Genomic DNA, 20231 nt, shown 5'->3' with positions numbered 1-20231 from the left:
AAGTTGGCGTATCCCGGCTTGCGTTTGGCCGGGCTGGTGTTGAACAGCTTGGAGTAGAACTCGATTGCGGTATCGAGATCATCGACATTGAGCGCGAGCTGCATACGGGACATGACCATCACCTTCACCTGTGAGACATATATCGAACTACGGTCACCATGCAGCATGCCCACCTTTTCGACATATGTCAAGAACGCGCGTATGGTCGGGTCATGCCGAAGACCTTGCCGATGGTCGACATCAGTGCCCCGATCTGCTGCGCACCGGTATCCGCGGCCCCGCTCGATGACGACACCGCCCTAGAAATCGCTCTGCGACTCAAGGCGCTGGCCGATCCGGTCCGGATCAAACTCGTCTCGATCCTGCTCGCCGACACCGGGAACGGGATCTGCACCTGCGACCTCGCGACCGCGGTCGGCCTCACCGAGGCCACCACGAGCCACCATCTGGGGCAGCTCCGCAAGGCCGGCATGGTCGCACCTGACCGACGAGGGATGAACGTCTACTACCGCGCACGGCCAGAGTCGTTGGAAGCGCTACGCAGCGTTCTCAGCGCCACCACAGGGTGCTGCTGAACCGTCGCAGGCGCGGTCAGTTGAGCACCTGCGTCAGGCTCCCCCTCGTCGGCAACCGCGCCACGCAACGCACATAGCGTTGTGTGGCGGACACCAATGAAAAGTGTCACCACCTAGACCCCTCAAACTGTCACCGATGTCTTGATGCGGAAGTGTCACCGATGTCCTGCGAGATGACAGGTGAGCATCGGATGACCACAACTATCGGCGGCGGCACGTCCCGCGCAGCGGAGTTGGTGGCGCAGGTCCATGCCCTGCTCGACGAGCTGGTCGAGGCCGATCTGACCGCGTGCACCGACGACGAACTGGTCGAGGTCGCCGCCGCGCACGAGCAGGCGCTGGCCCGCATGACTTATGCCGGGGACCGGCAGCTGGTCGAGGTGTCGGATCGAGATCTGCCCCACCGCATGGGATATCGCAGTCCCACCAACTTCTTCAACGCCCGCCTGCGGGTGTCCGACCCGGGCCGACGCCGCGCCCAGATGGCCGTCACTGCCACCTTTCGTCAGCCGACCGGCGAGGATCGCGAACCCCGCTTCCCCGTGGTGGCCGAAGCGTTCGCCGAGGGCAGCATCGGGCACGGACATATCCGCGCGGTGCTCGACACGCTTGATCAGATCCCGCGCGCCACCCCGCACGATGTGCAGGTTGCTGCTGAGCGGCAGATGGTTGACATCGCCAAAGAACACACCCCCAACGACATCGCCACCGCCGGACAACGCCTCCTCGGTCACCTCGACCCCGACGGCACCCTGTCCGACGACGCCGACCGCGCGGGACGCCGCAACCTGTGGATGAACAAGCAACGCGCCGACGGCACGTCGAAACTCACCGGCACCCTGGATCCTGTTCTGGCGAACCGGTTTGCCACGATGTTGGCTGCGTGGGCGCAGCCCGGAATGAACAACCCACAAGACCCCGAGTCGCCGTCCGGGTCGTACGAGGATGCCGACCCCGACGTGGTGGCCGCGGCCGCCCTGCGTGATGGCCGGTCGGTGGCCCAGTGCAACCACGACGCGCTCAACGCGTTGTTGAAAGCGGTGCCTCAACCAGGTACGCGCGGAGATCCATGGGCCGCCGCCGGACGAAGCCGGAGCCGACACACCTGACGACAGCCGCCGGGTTGAGGAGCGCCGAGCGAGCGAAGCGAGTCCGACGCGTCTTGAAACCATCGTCGGGCAGTTCCAGCTGCTCGAAAACGCCCGGACGCGTGACGAACTCGCCCGCCTGCAACTTCGGCAGACCATCAACGCGGAGTCGGTGATCGAGAGCCGGCTCGTCGGGAAGCTGGAAGCGCATCTCGGGCTTGGGTAGTCGGGTCGCGTTGGTGATCTCGACACGACGCCTCGCCCAGGGGCTCGGAGTCGGCTCGATCAGCGGGGGTGGCTCGATCAGCGTGGGGGTGGCTCGATCAGCGCGGGGACTCGCGATCAGCGGCGTGTTGCGGCTCGAGCGGCGCCGTCACACACGCCGTAGCGTCGCGTTGATGACGAACGTGCGGTTCTGGGATTGCGAGTAGTAGCTGGAGTAGTAGGACAGCGAATCGTCGGAGATCGGGGTGATGGTGATCTCCGACGTGACGCAGGTGCCACGGGTGATGTTCTCGGTCAGGATCACCGTCGTCCCCTGCCGAGACTTCTCGGTCCATGTTCCGGCGCAACCGATTTGCGGATACTCGACGCTCGCGGCGACTGGTTGATTCGAGGTGATGGTGGCGACGACGTCGAAGCCCGTCTGATCTCCTGACACCGCCCCACGCCAGATTCCCGTCAGCGATGCCTCCGCAGTGGTCGAGGCGGTTGTCGGCGGTGACGTCTCCGTGACGGACAACCCCACGGTGGAGGGTGTGGTCTGCACCGCGGCACTCGGTGTGTCGTCGGAACCGCCGGTGAGAACCACCGCAGCAATCGCGATGGCCGCCACCAAAACCACAACCCCGACCACCGCGGCGGCGATCAACCCGGTCCGACGCGGGGGCGTTGAAACCGGACCACCATGGGGCGGTCCGGTCGGCGGTCGGTTCACTGGCGGCGGATACGCCGGCGCCGGACCACTGAAGTTGGGTCGACCCACTGCAGTGGTGGGTCGCATCTCGGTCGGACGATAGGCGGGTGGTGACACCACCGTTCGTCCCATAGTCGTTGTCGGAGCGGGCTTCTCATGCAGCGCGGCAGACGCTGCCGCAGCCAGGTCGGTGCACGTGCGGAAGCGGTCCTCGGGCCGCTTGGCGAGCGCTCGAAAGATCACGTCGTCGAGTGCGAGCGGTAGATCCGTACGCACCTCGGACAGCCGCGGGACCGGAGCGTGTGCGTGTGCGCCGATCAGACCGAGCTGGTCGGGCCGGGTGAAGACGGGCTGGCCGGCGAGCAACTCGTACAGCGTGCAGCCGAGCGCATAGACGTCGACCGCAGGTGTGAGCGGCGCGCCACCGAACATTTCGGGGGCCGCATAGTTGAGGGTCCCGATCATGTTGCCGGTGCCGGTGAGATCGGTGGAGTCGGTCATCAGACGGGCCACACCGAAATCACCGATCAGCGCCCGCCAAGTACCGCCGTGCCCGGCCGTCACCAGGACATTGGCGGGCTTCACATCACGATGCAGAAGCCCCTGCGCATGCGCGTAGTCGAGCGCCGACGCGACTTGAGCAATGATGCCCACCACCGCGTCGGCCTGCAGGGGTCCGTCGCTGTCGCGGAGCATCGCCGCGGTGTCGGTCCCGTCGACGTACTGCATCGCGATCCACATGACGTCGTCCTCGACCCCGGCGTCCTGGACGTTGACGATGTTCGGATGATCGAGGCGCGATGCAAGATCCGCCTCGCGTCGGAAGCGTTCCCGGAACGACGGATCGCCGCCGAGCGTCGACGCCAACACCTTCAGCGCCTGATTCCGCGGCAGGCGCGGATGCTGCACGAGGTACACCGTGCCCATCCCGCCGCGCCCCAACGTCCGGATGACGGTGTAGCCGGCGATCACGTCGCCCGCCGCCAACCGCGTCCCGCTGGCACCCATGCTGACCTCCCTGTGTAGAGCATCGGCAATCACACAGAGAGTGTCACGTCAGCACGCAGGGTTGCGTCCGAACGGACGACAGCAGACCTCAGCGGTGCGGTGGTTCGGCCAATCCGCGAGCCAATCCGACGCCGGCACCGATGCCCGCGCCGAGTGCGGTGAACGGGGCAGCGGTGGCCGCTGCGCCGATGGCCGCACCGGCGATCGGACCGGCAACAAGGCCGGCAGGGAGGAACGGCACGCCGACGATCAGTCCCGCGACACCGCCGACCAGCGCACCTGCGGCCGCGAGCGGAGCTCCGACAGTGGCCGTGGCGATGGCGGCACCAGCGGCGGAATCACCGACGACCGCTGCGGCAACCCGATCCGACCGGGCGGCCGGCAGGCCAACCGAATCGGCAGCTGTGGCGACCTGCGCCTCGGCGTCGGCTGCCGCGTTGTTGACCTGTGAGCGTTGCTGCGAGTTCATCCAATTCGGCGTCGGCGCCTGGAGGTCGCCGATCCGGACTGTGCCGCGCGGGGCGACGATCGGCCGGACCGGTTGGGTCCGCTGCGGCGCCCGGAACTTCGCCGGATCGAGTCGTGGCAGTGGCGCTGAGCGGGGAAGTGCACGCACACCAGGGCCGGTGCGATCGCCCGACTGGTGCACCGTCACCGCGGGATGTCGGGCCGGTGCGGTGGTCTCGGCGGATGCCAGTCCTGCTCCGGCAAACGCCAGCACGGCCGGGGCCGACCCCGCTGCGACCCACCCCGCCCAACGGCGACGTTCGGGTGCGCGATGACGACCTCGCCTTGAGTTGCGACCACTTGATGACTCCACGATGACCTCCGGTTCTCGAGACTTCTCGTACGCCGGTGGTTCGGGTGGGAGGTCACCGCAGATGGGTGCTCACAGGATGGTGATGCCGCCGCCGATCAGTTTCGCACCTATGACCAGCAACAACACCATGCGACAATCGGGAGTGGACTGATCATCACGCCGACAGCGATGGGCAGTGACTGCCCGATGGCATCACCCGTGTGGCGGCCTCAATTCGACGATGGCCAGCGGCCGGGACGTCTTCTTCTGGTAGCCGGTGTATCGGCCCTGGTTGACCTTATCCACGATCTCGAATCGCCGGGCGTAATCCGGGTCGTCGGGATAGGTCGGCCGAGCAACCACCTGTAGACGTGTGCGGCCCACCTGGATCTCGCAGTCCGGCTTGGCCTTGACGTTGGCCAACCAGCCCGGCGGCCTCGGCGAACCGCCGTTGGAAGCAACCACCAGGTAGGCGTCCCCGTCGCGGCCGTATGTCAGTGCACTACAGCGGTTTTCACCGGTACGACGCCCGACGGTCCGCAGCAGGAGCGTCGGATTGCCGAACAGCAGCCGATGCCCGACGAGCCCACCGGAGTGCTCGTAGAGCCACTGGTGAGCCTGCAGCGTGCGGATGAAGAGCGATGCCATCACGAGACCTTTCGCCAACGAACGACTGCGTCAAGTCTCGCAGCCCCGATTGTCCTCTCAGCACAATTCGGTCCCCGAACTCTGGCTTGGTAGGCCGTACCCAGCGCGTTCATCCGCACATAGTGTCCTGGATCACACCCCATCGTCACCGAAAGGGCAACAAACGTGACCGGTAGCTACTTCGCCTGGGACCTCGCCGAACGCGGCGCTGCTCCGTGTGTCCGCGACGATTCGGTGTCGCTCGACTACGCCACGTTCGCACGTCGCGTCGAAGCGGTCGCCGAGCAGCTGTGCCGCAGCGGAGTTGTCGCGGGCGACGTCGTGGCAACGTTTCTGCCGAATCGCGTCGAGCTGCTGATCACGATGATCGCGGCCTGGCGGGTGGGTGCGGTTGCGACTCCGGTCAACCCGGCGTTCACCCCAGTGGAAGCGGCTTACCAGCTGGACGATTCGGGCGCGCGGATCGTTGTCGGCGGCCCGGACTGCACGTCGCCGGCACGTACCGTCATCGCACCGGAAGACCTGGCCGAACAGGCATCGCCGGACTGGCAGCCTCCGCGAAATCCGACGGCGTCCGACGACGCGCTGCTCATCTACACGTCGGGCTCCACCGGCCGGCCCAAGGGCGTACGCCTGACGCACGCGAATCTGCTCTACATGGGATCGGCCATGGCCAAGCATCTTTCGCTCACCGAGCGCGATCACGCACTGCTGGTGCTACCGCTGTTCCACGTCAATGCGATCTGCGTCAGCTTCCTGGCTCCGATGCTTGCCGGTGGCCAACTGAGCATCACCGGAAGATTCTCGCCCGCGCGCTTCTTTGACGACACCGCACGACTACGCCCGACGTACTTCTCAGCGGTACCGACGATCTACGCGTTGCTGGTCTCGCAGCCCGGACTCACCGCGGATGCCGTTGCCTCCCTGCGGTTTGCGATCTGCGGTGCGGCACCGATCTCGAAGGAGTTGCTGGAGGTGGCCGAAAGCCGACTCGGCATTCCCATCGTCGAAGGCTACGGACTCACCGAGGGCACGTGCGCCTCGGCGTGCAACCCGGTCGACGGAGTGCGCAAGCTGGGCACAGTCGGCCCCGCCCTGCCCGACCAGCACATCGCCATCGTCGATGCGGACGACAACGAGGTACCGACCGGCGAGATCGGTGAAGTGGTCATCACCGGCCCGAATGTGATGCGCGGCTATCTGAATCGACCCGAGGCGACCAGCAGCACGGTGATTGACGGACGTCTGCACACCGGCGATGTCGGACGGCTCGACGCCGACGGCTACCTGACCATCGTCGACCGGATCAAGGACATGATCATCCGCGGCGGAGAGAACATCTATCCCAAGGAGATCGAGAACGCTCTGGCCACTCATCCCGACGTGCTCGAAGTCGCGGTCGTAGGAATGCCCGACGACCTGTACGGCGAAGTGCCGGTCGCGTTTGTCGTTTCCTATCCCGATCGGATGATCACCGAGGGGCAGCTCATCGCGCACATCGCTGGTGCGCTGGCAAAGATCAAGTTGCCCAGCAGTATTCACGTTGTCGACGAGCTACCGCGCAACCCCGTCGGAAAGATCGACAAGCCATCTCTACGGAGCGGCCTCAAGGACCCGCTGCCCACCTGAGCGAACAAAGAGAAGCCTCCGCGGCGCCGCCCGGCGTCGTGGCGATACCCCATACCCGAACCCCCATACCCACATCAACTGAGGAGCGATCTGCCATGGGACTGACCCAACCCGACTTCCCGCCGGTCGACCCGGCGACCTTCCTGGACAAACCATTCCTCGAGCGACTGCGCATCCTGGGCGCTCATTGGGCCGAATACGGCTTCGGCACACCGAAAATGGTGCACTTGATCTATCTGGTCAAGGTGTTCGTGTTCTACGCCGGCGTGGGCATCACCATCGCCACCCTGACGTCCGGCCTCAATCCGCTGCACGTCGGCGAGTGGTGGAACGAGCCGATTGTCTATCAGAAGGCCCTGTTGTGGACGGTGCTGGTCGAGGTCCTCGGCATCGGCGGTTCGTGGGGTCCGCTGGCCGGGCACTTCAAGCCGATGACCGGCGGATTCCTGTATTGGCTACGGCCGCAGACGATTCGTCTGCCACCGTGGCCGGACAAGGTGCCGTTCACCCGTGGTGACACCCGCACGCCGTTCGACATCGCGGTCTATTCGCTGATCTTGGTGAATCTGGTTGTGGCCATCGTCCTTCCGGGTGTGAGCTCGACGTCGCTGGACTCCGTGGTCGCCGACAACGCTGGTCTGGTGAACCCTGTACTGATGTACCCGCTCATCGCGTTGATGGTGGTGATCGGATTGCGCGACAAGGTGATCTTCATTGCTGCGCGCTCGGAACAGTACCTGCCGGCGATCGTCTTCTTCGGCTTCCTGCCATTCGTGGACATGATCATCGCCCTCAAGTTGCTGATGGTCACGGTGTGGGTCGGGGCGGGTGTGTCGAAGATGGGACATCACTTCTCGATGGTGATCCCGCCGATGCTCTCCAACACACCGTGGCTGGGCAGCAAGGCGATCAAGCGCGCGCACTACCGCAGCTTTCCCGAGGACATGCGGCCGTCGAAACTGGCCGGCGGCGTTGGCCATGTGCTGGGCACCATCGTCGAGATCGTCACGCCGCTGATCCTGTTGTTCTCCACCAACAAGTGGCTCACCCTCGGGGCCGTCGCGCTGATGGTGTGCTTCCACCTGTTCATCCTGTCGACGTTCCCGTTGGCGGTGCCGCTGGAATGGAATCTGCTGTTCGCGTTCGCCGCGATCTTCCTCTTCTGGGGCTTCCCGAACTGGGACGGCTTCGGCCTCACCGACACGTCGATGCCCTGGGCGATGGTGCTGATCGCCGCCGCCCTGTGCTTCTTCCCGATTCTCGGAAATCTGCGGCCCGACCTGGTGTCGTTCCTGCCGTCCATGCGCCAGTACGCGGGCAACTGGGCATCGGCCACTTGGGCGTTCGCGCCAGGCGCCGAGGAGAAGCTCGACGAGTTCGTCGTCCGCGGCGCCAAGAACACCCGCACCCAGCTGCTCGCCTCCTACGAACCGGAGGTGGCCGACGTGGTGATGCATCAGATGATGGCGTGGCGGTCGATGCACAGTCAGGGCCGGGCGCTGTTCTCGCTGATGATGCGCCATCTCGGCGACGACATCGACACCTACACGCTCCGGGAGGCGGAGTTCTCGTGTAACTCGCTGGTGGCCTTCAACTTCGGCGACGGGCATCTGCACGACGAGAAGATGATCGCCGCGCTGCAACGACGCTGCAACTTCGCTCCGGGTGAGTTCACGATCGCCTGGATCGAATCCCAGCCGATTCACCGGGGAACACAGCGGTTCAAGGTGATCGACGCGGCACTCGGCGTCATCGAGACCGGCACCTATCGGGTTCGCGACGCGGTCGGCGAGCAGCCGTGGCTGCCCAACGGGCCCATCCCGTTCGAGGTGGACTGGACGCTGGACGTTGACGCTCGCCGCGCCGTCACCGATCCTGAGGTGGTGCGTGAACCGCAGATGCGCTCCAACGGTGTAGCTCAGACCGGAGTTCAGACCCCCAACAAGGTGGGTCAGTGACCACTGCTGTGGTGGTCGGCGGCGGGCCCAACGGGCTCGCCGCCGCGCTCACGCTCGCCCGTGCGGGCGTGGAGGTGACGCTGCTCGAGGCATCCGACGAGATCGGCGGCGGTGCGCGTTCGGGTGAGCTGACGGTGCCCGGGGTCATCCACGACCACTGCTCGGCCTTCCATCCGTTGGGTGTCGGCTCGCCGTTCTGGGCCGAGGTGGGACTCGATCGTCACGGCCTGACGTGGCGGTGGCCAGAGATCGACTGTGGACATCCGCTCGACACGGGCGAGGCAGGTCTGCTGTACCGGTCGATCGAGGCCACCGCTGCCGGCCTCGGCGACGACGGACGCCGATGGGAGTTGATGTTCGGGGACCTCGCACGCAACTTCGACGCCCTCGGCGAGGATCTGCTGCGGCCCATCGTCAACGTGCCGCATCATCCTCTCCGTCTCGCCGCATTCGGCCCGCGTGCCCTGTTGCCGGCGACCGTGGCGGCACGCTGGTTCCGCACGGAGACGGCGCGGGCGCTGTACGGGGGCATCGCCGCGCACGTCTACACCCGTCTCGACCGACCGCTGACCGCGTCGCTGGGCCTGATGATCGCGGCGAGCGGACATCGCTTCGGCTGGCCGGTCGCCGAAGGCGGATCGGGCGCGATCACCGCGGCAGCGGCCTCGGCGCTGCGCGATGAAGGCGGCAAGATCGAGACCGGTGTTCGGGTCAGTGCTCGCGCCGACATCCCACCGGCCGACCTCGTGCTCCTGGATCTGTCTCCGGCACAGGTGCTTTCGATCTACGGCGATCGGATGCCGGCCCGGATTCGACGCTCCTACAACAAGTATCGGACCGGATCGTCGGCCTTCAAGGTCGATTTCGCCATCGACGGCGACATCCCCTGGACCAACCCTGATCTCGTCCGCGCCGGGACTGTACATCTCGGCGGCGACTTCGACGAGGTGCGCCACACGGAGACCCAGCGGGCGCAGGGCGTCATGGTCGAGAGGCCCTTCGTGCTGCTCGGCCAGCAATACGTCGCGGACCCGACGCGCAGCAACGGCTCCATCAATCCGATCTACGCCTATGCGCATGTACCCAATGGCTATGACGGCGACGCCACCGAAGCGATCGTCGGCCAGATCGAGCGGTTTGCCCCGGGCTTTCGTGATCGGATCGTCGCCACTCACAGCACCACTACCGCGCAGATGCATTCGTATAACGCCAATTTCGCGGGCGGAGACATCATCGGCGGTGCGAACGACGGGTTACAGCTGCTCTTCCGTCCACGGGCCGCCGTAGATCCGTACGCCACCGGTGTCGACGGGGTCTACATCTGCTCGCAGGCCACTCCGCCCGGCGCCGGTGTGCACGGTCTGTGCGGGCACTTGGCGGCGCTGTCGGGTCTTCGGCGACTGCGATGACGGGGCGGGATCGATGAGTGGCTCGAATGCGGGGCAGCAGGCCCGCGACCGTCTTGCCGAAGTGCCGATGAGCGCGAATGCCGACGTCCTCGAGCAAGTGGCGATCATCGCAAAGCAACTGCGGGAAAACGAGCCCGAACTCGTCGCCGACCTGTCGGCCATGATGGCCCGGGAGATCGATCAGCTCGATACCGATCCCAAACTGGTGGAGATGCTCGGCGCCAGCGTGCACGGAAACGTCTCCACGATCATCCATGTGCTCGCCAACGACATTCCGGTGGGACATCTGCAACCCACCACGGCGGCAGTGGAATACGCTATGCGGTTGGCTCAGCGCGACGTACCGTCGAACTCGTTGGTGCGCGCATATCACCTCGGACAGAACAGCGTCATGCGGTTGTGCTACCGCATGATCGAGGAGTTGTCGCTCGACGCTGACATGGCGATGGCGGTGACCCGACACGTTTCGGACGTGATCTTCGGCTACATCGACTGGATCACCCTCTACGTCTTCCAGGCATATGAAGACGAACGACGACGATGGTTCGGCACCGAGGGAAATGTGTTGTCCTCGACCATCCATCAGCTGCTGGACTCTGCCGATCCCGACGAGCGCTCCTTCGAGCGGGAGACCGGGTATCGCCTGGCGCAGAATCATCTTGCGGTGATCCTGTGGACACCCGACGACAAGGCGACAGACCTGCGGCAGCTGGATCGCACCGCCCGCGACATGGCGAGCCGGCTCCTACCGGAGGGCCCGCCGGTCATCACCGCGGTCGACCGATCGACGATCTGGATGTGGGTGCCGCTCGGCAGCCGGGCGCGCAGCGTCGACGCCGCGGAGGTCATGCAGAGAGTTCGCGTACCGGCGGCGACGCGAATCGCAATCGGACTGCCCGCCGGTGACATTCGCGGATTTCGTCGCAGCCACGAGCAGGCTCGCGCCGCCTACGCCATCGCGACGTTGCCCGGTGTGTCGACTCCGGTGGTGGGCTTCGGGGACCGAGGGGTTGCGGTGGTGTCGATGCTCGCCCAGGATCTCGAGACCACCCGTGCCTGGGTGCGTGAAGTCCTGGGAAGCCTTTCGGACGACTCCCCGAATGCGGCGATGCTGCGCGAGACACTGTCGGTGTTCCTGGCCACCAAGGAAAGTCACCTGCACACTGCCGAGCAGCTGAACTTGCACCGCAACACCGTCAAGTACCGCATCGGAAAGGCTCTTGCGGAGATCCCTTCCGGCCGTGATCGACTCGATCTCGCGGTTGCGCTGCTCGTGTGCGAATTCCTCGGTCCGGCCGTGCTGGCTTAGCCTGAATCCGTCGAAGAGTTCGGTGACCAACCCTCTGAACTGGGCAAGTACGCTTCCGTCGTTGCCGAAGAATCTAGGGGAAGAACTTCCTCCCCTAAGCTCCAAGAGTAGGGGAAGAACTTCTTCCCCTACTTTTCGTTGCGGACCAAGGCCGGACGAACATCCTCGTCCGAGTGCGCGTCAGCGTGTCGCGAACCCAGAAACCGCGTGTCTGGTCAGAAACCCGAGGCGCATCAGCGGTTTCTGACCGCAACTGAGGTTCCTGGCAACAAGTGCGGTTTCTGCGACGAGGCCGCGGTCTTCCCAGCTCAGTGACCCTGCCTCCAGGTGACCGTGACCGGCACCTCGTCGTCCCACGGCTGACGGGTGACGAGATCTGCCACCTTCACATATCCGCGCTCGAACTCGCCGGTCGCGGCGTCGACGAGGCGGTACTCCTGCGTCTGTCGGTGAATCGGTTGCGCGTCGAGCAGGACGATCCGAACCTCACCCGGTTCGAAATGACAACGGCGTTGCAATGATTCGATGAGCTGCTCGTTGGAGAGATGACCGTCGCCGAAGTTCCAGCCCATCGCCGTGCTGCAAATCCGCTCACCATCGGTGAGAACGTATCCCGTCTCGTCGGCGGGGGACATCGCTCGATGCGCGAGCGTGAACAGCGCGCGCCCATGACTGTTGAAGGCGCGGAACGCATATCCCATGTACAGCGGGATCTGCGCGGCTTCGGGACTGCCGTAGAAGCGTTCGAGCTGGGCGGCCGGCATCGACGCGATCGCGACGATCCCGCTCTCGATCTTCGCCGACGCCGACGGTTTGATGCACCACAGTCCGGTGTCCCAGTTGCCCGCGTAGTAGCGCATGCCGGGCAGGAAGGACACCTTGCGGGGGAACAGATTTCCCACGATGACGGTGCCCGCGCACGCGGCGAAGAGCAGTATCGGCCACGGCGAGGTGAGATCGTCGAGCCCGATGTCGGCGTGACCGACAAAGATGGTCACGACCCCGAACATCATGAAGACGTTCCACTCGAGCGGGACACCCATCGGGATGGCCGACAGGATGCCGAAGTGGAAGATCAGCATGATGCATGCGGCGACGGCAGTGACCCAGCCGCCGTGGGAGAAGAACAGCACGATCGGGACGAGACCCTCGATGGCGGTAGAGAAGTGGGCGATCCAGCGCGCCCGACGCCCCGGTCGTAGGTCATCGGGGAAGTCTTCGAAGAACTTTCGCTTGATCGCCGGCGATCGCATGATCGGATTGTTGGACATCATCGTCGCGATAACGAACGGGAAATGCTTGTTCAGTTTCGACGTCGCGGCACCAACCCAGATGACGAGGAAGACGAGCTTGGCACCGATGATCATGTCGACACCGGCGAACAGGAAGGTCACACAGAACGCGCCGTAGACCTCACCGCGTGCAGCCAGGAACACGGTCTTGTCCCGTAGTCCGATCACGGCCAGCAACGCCACGATCGTCCAGATCTGCCATACCGGCAGTAGCCCGACGGATGAGTCGAGGTCGGGGATTGCGCCTGTTCCCGGACTGAACAGCGCGATCACGATCATCACCAGGAGGGCGCCATAGACCACCACGTCGAACGGTTGCCGGGTGTCGCCGGAGGTGAGCGGGATGTGTGGCCACGGTGGTTGCCGGATGGTCTTGCGCCGCAACCAGTAGAGGATCGAACCGAGTGGCGGGAAGAAGCGGTTGTTGAGCGGGCCGAACCCGCAGCCGAGGCCGACGACCTCGAAGAGCATCGTGTACAGCACGACCTTCTGGAAGACGATTGGCTCGTTGTACCAAGCGGTGACGTCGAAGATGCCGTCGATGCCCGGGGTGCTGATCACGATCAGCCACCCCACGACGATGTACGCGACGATCTTTCCGACGTAGAACAGGTGCAGCGCCACCGGCGTGCCGAAGCCGACCTCCGCCCAATGCCGGGCCATCGGTCGGATCTTCTCCGCCCGCGTCCCCTGGCTCCACGTCGGGAAGTCGATCTCCGGAGTGTTCTGCTTCAGGAATCCCACCCGAGTGAACCTAACAAACCAAGCAATCGCTTGGTCGGGGATTCGGTTGACCCGCCCCTGGCTGAGGGCGGCGATCTCAGGGAGCGGCGTGCGCCGCGGCCACCTCGGCGAATGCGCCGCGGTACCGTGCCGCGGGGTGTGACTCCGGGAGGCGGTCGCGCCCGGAGAGCTTGAAGCGGGCAGTGCCCGGCTCGTAATCGCGCTTGGCGAGCCCGCGGTCGCGCAGGACCGGCAACACGTGCTCGGCGAAATCGACGTAGCTATCGGGGATGGTGGCGTTGATGACGTTGATGCCGTCCACGCCGGCGTCGCGCCACTGTTCGAGGCGGTCGGCGATCTGCTCCGGTGTCCCGACCACGCGGCCGCTACGGCTGCGGAGTTCGGCGAGGTCGCGGACCGTGGGCTCGCGATCGGGCACTGCCTCGCGCAGCCACAGCAAGGTGCTCTGCGTGCCTTGCGTCTTGATCTCGCCGATGGGGGTGTCGAGGTCTTAGAACCCGAGATCGAAGCCGAGCCCGCCGGCCGAGTGGGCGATGATGGTGCTCGGATCGATGTAGTCGTCGAGTTCGCGCGCCTTGCGCTTCGCCTCCTCTTCGGTGCTGCCGATGACGAACGAAAGACCCTGGAAGAACTGGATATCCGACGGATCGCGGCCGGCTTCGGCAGCGAGCCGGCGGGTATCGGCGGTGAGCGCCTGCGCGGCAGCAGGATTGGGGGACACGATGAACTGCGCCTCGGCGTTGCGCGCGGCGAAGCGCCGTCCGGTAGGGGAGGACCCGGCCTGGAACAGGACCGGCGTGCGCTGCGGCGACGGCGCCACAAGGTGCGGACCCTCCACCCGGTAGTGCGCTCCGACGTGGTGGATCTTGTGGACGCGGTCGAAGTCGGCGTGGATACCCGATTCCTTGTCCTGGATGAGCGCGCCGTCGTCCCACGACCCCTCCCACAGTTTGTAGACGACGTCGACGTACTCCTCGGCCCACGCGTATCGGTCGTCGTGCGCGGTGATGCCGTCGTAGCCGAAGTTGCGCCACGCATTGCTCGACAGACTCGTCACGATGTTCCAGGCAACCCGACCGCCGGTGGCGTGGTCGAGCGTCGAGATCTTGCGGGCGAAGTCGAAAGGATGTTCCTGCAGAATCGAACTCGTGATCGCGATACCGAGGTGTTCGGTGTGCGACGCCAGGGCCGACGCGAGGACCAGCGGATCGTTGCTGGGGATCTGTAGGCCGGAGTCGACGAACTTCTTCCAGTCGCCCTGGTAGTCGTCGTAGAGGCCGACGACGTCGGCGAAGAAGATGAAGTCGAAACGCGCCTGCTCAAGGGTTTTCGCCAGCTCGATCCAATGGGTGAGGGAATTGAAGTCGGTCTGTCGTGCCTCTGGCGCCCGCCACGCCCCGTGCAGGATGTGGGACGTCGTATTCATCACGAAGGCAGCAAGATTCAACGGCTTGGCATCAGACATGGCCGCGAGACTACGCATCCCCTGCTAGCCCCTGTCGACTTCAGATCACCATGACAGCAAGCGGCGCCGGGTGGAGCGGTCCCGCATAGCCTGTGTCCCCAGTCGGGCTGTGCCATGACGTGGCCGGCCATTTCCGTTCCCCCCAAATTCCATTCACCGAGGAGTTTCCTGTGTTTGACCCTGTGCGCCGTTCGCGAGCGCTGCTGGCTGTGGCGCTGTCGGCGTGCGCGCTGCTGGCCGCGTGCGCCGCGCCCGAAACCGGCAACGGCAGATCGACCGGCGTGCCCGCCACACCCGGCGAGTACGCGACGGGTGGCGTCATCGAGTACGGCCACGAGCAGGAGCCGCCGTGCATCCATGGCGGATGGGTCCAGAATGCTTATCTGGCACGGCAATACCTCGACAACCTGGTCTCCCTCGCCGACGACGGGCGCGTGGTGCCGTGGTTGGCGAACAGCTGGGACATCTCACCGGACCGGCGGACCTACACCTTCCACTTGAAGCCGGGTGTGCGGTTCAGCGATGGCACCGACGTCGACGCCGCGGCGGTCAAGACCACCTTCAACTCCTACCTCAACCCCGACAATCCGAACGGTACAGTCGTCTCCTACATCGGGCAGTACTTTGCCTCCGACGAGGCGATCGACAAGTACACCTATCGGTTGCATCTCAAACAGCCGTACAGCCCGCTGCTCACGGTGATCACGCAGGGCTACTTCGGGATTCAGTCGGCCAAGGCGCTGGCCCGCGGGACCAAGGCGAACTGCTCGGCCCCGGTGGGATCCGGTCCGTTCATCATCGAACGCTGGGATCGCAACCGCAGCATCACCTTTGTCCGCAATCCGAACTACAACTCGGCGCCGGCGAACGCGAGACACCAGGGCCCGGCGTACGTGGACAAGGTGATCTGGAAGTTCCTGAAAGACCCGGTACTTCGGTACGGCTCGCTCACCAGCGGATCGTCGGACGTGATCTACAACGTGCCCGCCATCAACTGGACGGACGCAACGCGCTCCTTCCAGACTCGCCAGTACGTCACACCCGGTCGGCCGAACGCGATCACTCTCAACGTCGCCAACAAGCCGTTCGACGACGTGCGTGTCCGGCAGGCCTTCGCCTACTCCGCCGACCGCGAACGAGCCGTCAAGACAGCCTTTTTGGGCGTGGTGCCGTTCAACGCCAACGGCGCGCTCAGCCAGAGCACGCCGAACTACGACCCGCAATCCGGCGCCTACCCGTATGACCCGGCCCGAGCGAATGCGCTACTGGACCAGGCCGGATGGACCGGACGCGACGCAGACGGCACCCGTACCCGCGGTACCGAACGTCTGACCGCTCGGGTGGTCTACGCGGCCGACGCGATCATCGGGCCCGAGGGCGCGGCGATCCTGCAGGACATCGCCTACCAGGCACGGCAGATCGGATTCGACCTCACCCTCGTGCCCGCGACGCAGAGCGCCTACTTCGGCGGGCAGTACGCAAAGTCGAACACCTACGACGCGTACGTCGGCTACTGGACTAGTCCGACGCCGGGTCTGCTCTACATCAACTGGCGACAACGCCTGGAGGGCAACCCGAATCCGTACAACAACGCCTTCTACAACGATCCGCATCTGCAGCAGGTGATCGAGCAGGCCAACTCGTCGGCCGACCCCACCCAGCAGCAGGAACTGTATCGCCAGGCCCAACGAATCATCGGCGACCAGGCGCTTGCCATCGGCCTGTACACGCAGACCACATCGCTCGCGGTGGCGCCGAAGCTGCACGACGTGTGGATCGAGAAGTCCCAGGGCGAACCGGTGTTCGCGGATGCGAGGTTTGTGCGATGACGTTGTCCGACAGCACGATCGAGAAGGAAGCACCAAGCTCTTCCGTCGGCGCCAAGAGGGGCGGGGAGGCGCGGTGGCGCCCATCGCCGACGGTCACGCGCTGGCTGGGCAGAATCGGATCGGGGGTCTTCGTCCTGTGGGCGGCGGCGACCGTCACCTTCTTCCTTCAGGTCCTCGCGCCCGGCGATCGCGCCACACTGCTGCTCAATCTGTCGTCCGGTCAGAGCCGCGAACGCACTCCCGACGAGACCGCACCGATCAACGCGCAGTACGGATTCGACGATTCGATCTGGCAGCAGTACCTGCACTACCTGCAGGGTTTGCTGCACGGCGACCTCGGAACCTCCTACCAGTTGCAGGAGTCGGTGACCACGATCATCGCCGATCAGGTCGGCCCCACACTCGTCCTCACCTTCAGCGCACTCGTCGTCGCGTGGCTGATCGTGCTCGTGCTGACGACCCTCACAGCTGGGCGTCGGGGATTCTGGGGAGGCGCGGGATCGTTCATCGAGACCGTCAACGCCGGCCTGCCGCAGTACTGGATCGGCTCCATCCTGCTTGTGGTGTTCGCCATCAATCTGGGCTGGTTCCCGGTGGAGAGTGGAACGGGTCTGTGGGGCTTGGTGTTACCCGTTCTCACGCTCGCCATCCCACTGTCCGGCTTCCTCGGACAGATCGCGCGCGACGAGTTCGCCCGCGCGCTGGATCAGCCGTTCGTGCTGACGGCTCGCAGTCGGGGACTCGGAGATCTATCCGTGCGGTCGCGACATGTGCTGCGCCACTCCGTGCTTCCCGCGGTCACGGTGTCTGGCTGGGCGATGGGTGCGCTGCTGTCGGGCGCGGTGATCGCCGAGACCGTCTTCGCCCGTGCCGGTATCGGCCAAACCCTGGTGGCGGCGGCGAGCTCGCGCGACGTCCCGCTGGTCGGCGGGATCGTGGTCTTCGTCGCCTTCATCTACGTCATCGCGAATCTCGTGGTGGACGCGCTCTACACCGTGATCGACCCCAGGATCGAGGTCCCATGACACTCATCGAATCCCGCACGAGTTCAAACCCGGCCGCGGCCCAAGCCGACCGGAGGAGGCGCTGGCCGCTACCGTCGACAGTCACCGCCGCCGTCGTCGTGTTGGTCCTGCTGGTGGTGGCGGCCGTCGCGCCGGCCCTGCTCGCGCCCTATGATCCGTACGCGATCAACCTCGACGCCGTGTTGTCGCCGCCGTCGTGGGCACATCCGTTCGGTACGGATCTCTCCGGGCGAGACCTGCTGAGCCGCATCATCTATGGCACCCGGCAGTCGCTCGAGATCGGGCTTGGCGCGGTAGCGATCGCCTCGGTGCTGGCCGTGCTGCTGGGTATCGCGGCTGGGCTGTCGAGCGGCATCGCCCGCGCACTGGCCAATCGGTGGATCGAGGTGATGTTCGCCTTCCCGACCGTCCTGCTCGGACTACTGCTGGTGTCGGTCTTCGGACCCGGTCCCACGACCCTGGTGTTCGCGATCGGGATCGGCATAGCGCCCGGGTATGCGCGCATCGTGCGCGGCCAGGTGTTGGCGGTCCGCAACGCGCCGTATGTCGAGGCCGCGACCGCGATCGGCCACCCGCGGTCGCGAATCCTGTTCCAGCACATCGCTCCCAACGCGCTGCGGCCGATGATCGTGACCGTCACCCTCGGAATCGGACAGGCCATCATCTGGGCGTCGGGCCTCGCCTACCTCGGACTCGGTGTTCCGCCGCCGGCACCCGAATGGGGTGCGCTGCTCGACGCCGGTCGCACCTACATCACCGTCGCGTGGTGGTTGGAGATCTTCCCCGGCCTGGTAATCGTGGTGGTGGCACTGGCCTTCACCACTTTCGGGCGCTACCTCGGTAGCCGACTGGAAGGAATCAAACGATGAGCGTCGACACTGCAGAACGCGTGCGCGCACCCAAGCTGGTGGACGTGCAGGATCTGCGAATCTCGTTCGGTGGCAAGGAGATCGTCAAGGGCATCTCCTTCGACGTCTCCGCAGGCGAATGCCTGGCCATCGTGGGCGAATCCGGCTCTGGGAAGTCGGTGACCGCACGCACACTGATCGGCTTGACCGGCGAAGGTGCTGAGATCGATGCTGCGACGCTGACTTTCGACGGTCAGAACCTGCTCGGACGCACTGACCGGCAATGGCGCGGACTTCGCGGTGAGCAGATCGGCTTCGTCCTCCAAGACGCGCTGGTGTCTCTCGATCAACTCCGCACCGTCGGTAGCGAGATCGACGAGGCGCTCGGCAACTATGGAGTGCGGACGTCCGGTCGGCTGAACCGTGCGCTGCGCGAGGAGCGGGTGGTGGAACTCCTCGACCTCGTCGGCGTGCCCGAGCCGCGAGTGCGTGCGCGGCAGCGTCCGCACGAACTGTCCGGCGGCCTACGACAACGCGCGCTCATCGCGTCGGCGCTGGCTCGCGACCCGAAGCTGCTCATCGCCGACGAACCGACCACCGCGCTCGATGCCACTGTGCAGGCGCAGATTCTGGACGTGCTGGCCGAGGCCAAGGGACGGGGCAACGGGATCATCCTCATCTCGCACGACCTCGCTGTCGTCTCGCGGGTCGCCGATCGTGTTGCCGTGCTGAGGGACGGCGAGATCGTCGAATATGGTCCCACTCGTGATGTTTTGACCCGCCCGTCGCACGAGTACACGCGAAGTCTCCTCGCGGCCGTACCGTCGCGTGCGTCCAAGGGCACGCTGCTCACCAGCGGGGACACCCTGCCGGCCGCACCCGCGCCGGCCCACGATCGGCCGCTCGCGCTGCAGGTCCGCGACCTGCACAAGACGTTCACCGGCAAGGCACGCACCCAGAAGGCGGCGGTCAACGGCGTCAGCTTCGACCTCGAGCCGGGCAAGACTCTGGGCATCGTCGGCGAATCCGGGTCTGGCAAGTCCACCACGGCTCGCATCGTGCTGGGCCTGACGACACCCGACGAGGGGAGTGTGGAACTCAACGGCCGTCCGTGGAGCGCACTGAACGATGCGCAGCGTCGGGCGTCGCGGCACCTGATCTCGGTCATCTACCAGGACCCGCTGACTTCCTTCGATCCCCGCTGGACCGTCGAACGAATCCTGCGTGATGCGTTGCGTGCCGGACGCGGCCCCGGTGTCGACGTCGACGCCGCGGTCTCGAAACTTCTCGACCAGGTCGGCCTGTCCGACGAGTTCCGTACACGCCACCCGCTCCGGTTATCTGGCGGTCAGCGGCAGCGCGTGGCGATCGCTCGTGCGCTCGCACCCGAGCCGTCGGTCATCGTGTGCGACGAGCCGGTGTCGGCGCTCGACGTCTCCATCCAGGCCCGCATCCTCGATCTCCTCGCGCGACTGCAGGCCGAGACTGGCGTCGCGCTCGTGTTCATCTCGCATGATCTGGGCGTCATCCACCACGTCAGCGACGACATCCTCGTCATGCGCGACGGCGAGGTGGTGGAGTACGGCACGGCCGACGCCGTCTTCGAGACCCCGCGCCACCCGTACACCCGCTCGCTGCTCGATGCCGTGCCGCGGATCGACGCCGGGGAGCTGGTGGCCTGACGCCCCA

Annotated in this window: 15 protein-coding genes and 1 pseudogene; 10 read left to right on the top strand and 6 right to left on the bottom strand. The window is 65.5% G+C overall.

The window, feature by feature from the left end; all coding sequences use genetic code 11:
* The coding region (locus ACWDTF_RS11920) for a VOC family protein (RefSeq protein ID WP_449754444.1) at nucleotides 1–113 on the bottom strand (113 nt) is incomplete at its 3' end.
* Nucleotides 114–212: 99 nt separating this feature from the next.
* On the opposite strand from ACWDTF_RS11920, the gene ACWDTF_RS11915 reads away from it, so the two are divergent.
* Both ACWDTF_RS11915 and ACWDTF_RS11910 read left to right on the top strand, forming a co-directional pair.
* Nucleotides 213–575: an Rv2640c family ArsR-like transcriptional regulator gene (locus ACWDTF_RS11915; protein ID WP_449754438.1), complete on the top strand. Its 363-nt coding sequence runs from the start codon at nucleotides 213–215 to the stop codon at nucleotides 573–575.
* 191 nt (nucleotides 576–766) lie between these two features.
* Nucleotides 767–1684 carry a DUF222 domain-containing protein gene (locus ACWDTF_RS11910; RefSeq protein WP_449754437.1) on the top strand — a complete coding sequence of 306 codons (918 nt, stop codon included), beginning with the start codon at nucleotides 767–769 and terminating at the stop codon, nucleotides 1682–1684.
* 352 nt (nucleotides 1685–2036) lie between these two features.
* Here the strand turns inward: ACWDTF_RS11910 and ACWDTF_RS11905 are convergent, their stop codons facing one another.
* The 3 genes from ACWDTF_RS11905 to ACWDTF_RS11895 form a co-directional block, all read right to left on the bottom strand.
* A complete protein-coding gene (locus tag ACWDTF_RS11905) occupies nucleotides 2037–3587 on the bottom strand; it encodes a serine/threonine-protein kinase (RefSeq protein WP_449754436.1) in 1551 nt (516 codons plus the stop codon).
* Between the two features lie 88 nt (nucleotides 3588–3675).
* Nucleotides 3676–4407 carry a hypothetical protein gene (locus tag ACWDTF_RS11900; protein WP_449754435.1) on the bottom strand — a complete coding sequence of 244 codons (732 nt, stop codon included), beginning with the start codon at nucleotides 4405–4407 and terminating at the stop codon, nucleotides 3676–3678.
* 192 nt (nucleotides 4408–4599) lie between these two features.
* Nucleotides 4600–5034 (bottom strand): nitroreductase/quinone reductase family protein, encoded by a 435-nt coding sequence (locus ACWDTF_RS11895; RefSeq protein WP_240860401.1) that lies wholly within the window; start codon nucleotides 5032–5034, stop codon nucleotides 4600–4602.
* A 165-nt stretch (nucleotides 5035–5199) separates the two neighbouring features.
* Between ACWDTF_RS11895 and ACWDTF_RS11890 the strand changes: the two genes are divergently transcribed.
* From ACWDTF_RS11890 to ACWDTF_RS11875, 4 genes are all read left to right on the top strand, one after another.
* A complete protein-coding gene (locus ACWDTF_RS11890) occupies nucleotides 5200–6663 on the top strand; it encodes an AMP-binding protein (protein ID WP_433257219.1) in 1464 nt (487 codons plus the stop codon).
* Between the two features lie 95 nt (nucleotides 6664–6758).
* Entirely contained in the window at nucleotides 6759–8621 is a 1863-nt protein-coding gene (locus ACWDTF_RS11885; protein WP_449754434.1) for a DUF3556 domain-containing protein, read from the top strand.
* Nucleotides 8618–10030: a phytoene desaturase family protein gene (locus ACWDTF_RS11880; RefSeq protein WP_449754433.1), complete on the top strand. Its 1413-nt coding sequence runs from the start codon at nucleotides 8618–8620 to the stop codon at nucleotides 10028–10030. Before ACWDTF_RS11885 ends, ACWDTF_RS11880 begins: the two co-directional genes overlap by 4 nt.
* 13 nt (nucleotides 10031–10043) lie before the next feature.
* Nucleotides 10044–11339 carry a PucR family transcriptional regulator gene (locus ACWDTF_RS11875; protein WP_240860392.1) on the top strand — a complete coding sequence of 432 codons (1296 nt, stop codon included), beginning with the start codon at nucleotides 10044–10046 and terminating at the stop codon, nucleotides 11337–11339.
* A gap of 308 nt (nucleotides 11340–11647) precedes the next feature.
* On the opposite strand, the gene ACWDTF_RS11870 is transcribed toward ACWDTF_RS11875, so the two are convergent.
* Together ACWDTF_RS11870 and ACWDTF_RS11865 are read right to left on the bottom strand one after the other, a co-directional pair.
* Nucleotides 11648–13375, bottom strand: a complete 1728-nt coding sequence (locus ACWDTF_RS11870; RefSeq protein ID WP_240860390.1) for a DUF3556 domain-containing protein — start codon at nucleotides 13373–13375, stop codon at nucleotides 11648–11650.
* A gap of 76 nt (nucleotides 13376–13451) precedes the next feature.
* Nucleotides 13452–14840: pseudogene (locus tag ACWDTF_RS11865) on the bottom strand (LLM class flavin-dependent oxidoreductase).
* Between the two features lie 170 nt (nucleotides 14841–15010).
* Here ACWDTF_RS11865 and ACWDTF_RS11860 point away from each other — a divergent pair.
* The 4 genes from ACWDTF_RS11860 to ACWDTF_RS11845 are packed head-to-tail and all read left to right on the top strand — an operon-like array spanning nucleotide 15011 to nucleotide 20224.
* Nucleotides 15011–16669 (top strand): ABC transporter substrate-binding protein, encoded by a 1659-nt coding sequence (locus ACWDTF_RS11860; protein WP_449754432.1) that lies wholly within the window; start codon nucleotides 15011–15013, stop codon nucleotides 16667–16669.
* Nucleotides 16666–17694, top strand: a complete 1029-nt coding sequence (locus ACWDTF_RS11855; protein ID WP_449754431.1) for an ABC transporter permease — start codon at nucleotides 16666–16668, stop codon at nucleotides 17692–17694. The genes ACWDTF_RS11860 and ACWDTF_RS11855 overlap by 4 nt, the downstream gene beginning before the upstream one ends.
* Nucleotides 17691–18563, top strand: coding sequence for an ABC transporter permease (locus tag ACWDTF_RS11850; RefSeq protein WP_449754430.1), 873 nt, complete (start codon nucleotides 17691–17693; stop codon nucleotides 18561–18563). The genes ACWDTF_RS11855 and ACWDTF_RS11850 overlap by 4 nt, the downstream gene beginning before the upstream one ends.
* Nucleotides 18560–20224, top strand: coding sequence for a dipeptide ABC transporter ATP-binding protein (locus ACWDTF_RS11845; RefSeq protein ID WP_449754429.1), 1665 nt, complete (start codon nucleotides 18560–18562; stop codon nucleotides 20222–20224). The genes ACWDTF_RS11850 and ACWDTF_RS11845 overlap by 4 nt, the downstream gene beginning before the upstream one ends.
* Nucleotides 20225–20231 lie beyond the last annotated feature (7 nt).

This window comes from Gordonia sp. NPDC003422, from assembly GCF_053588675.1.
The sequence above is the reverse complement of the archived record's forward strand: the minus strand, read 5'-3'. Positions and strand labels throughout refer to the sequence as shown.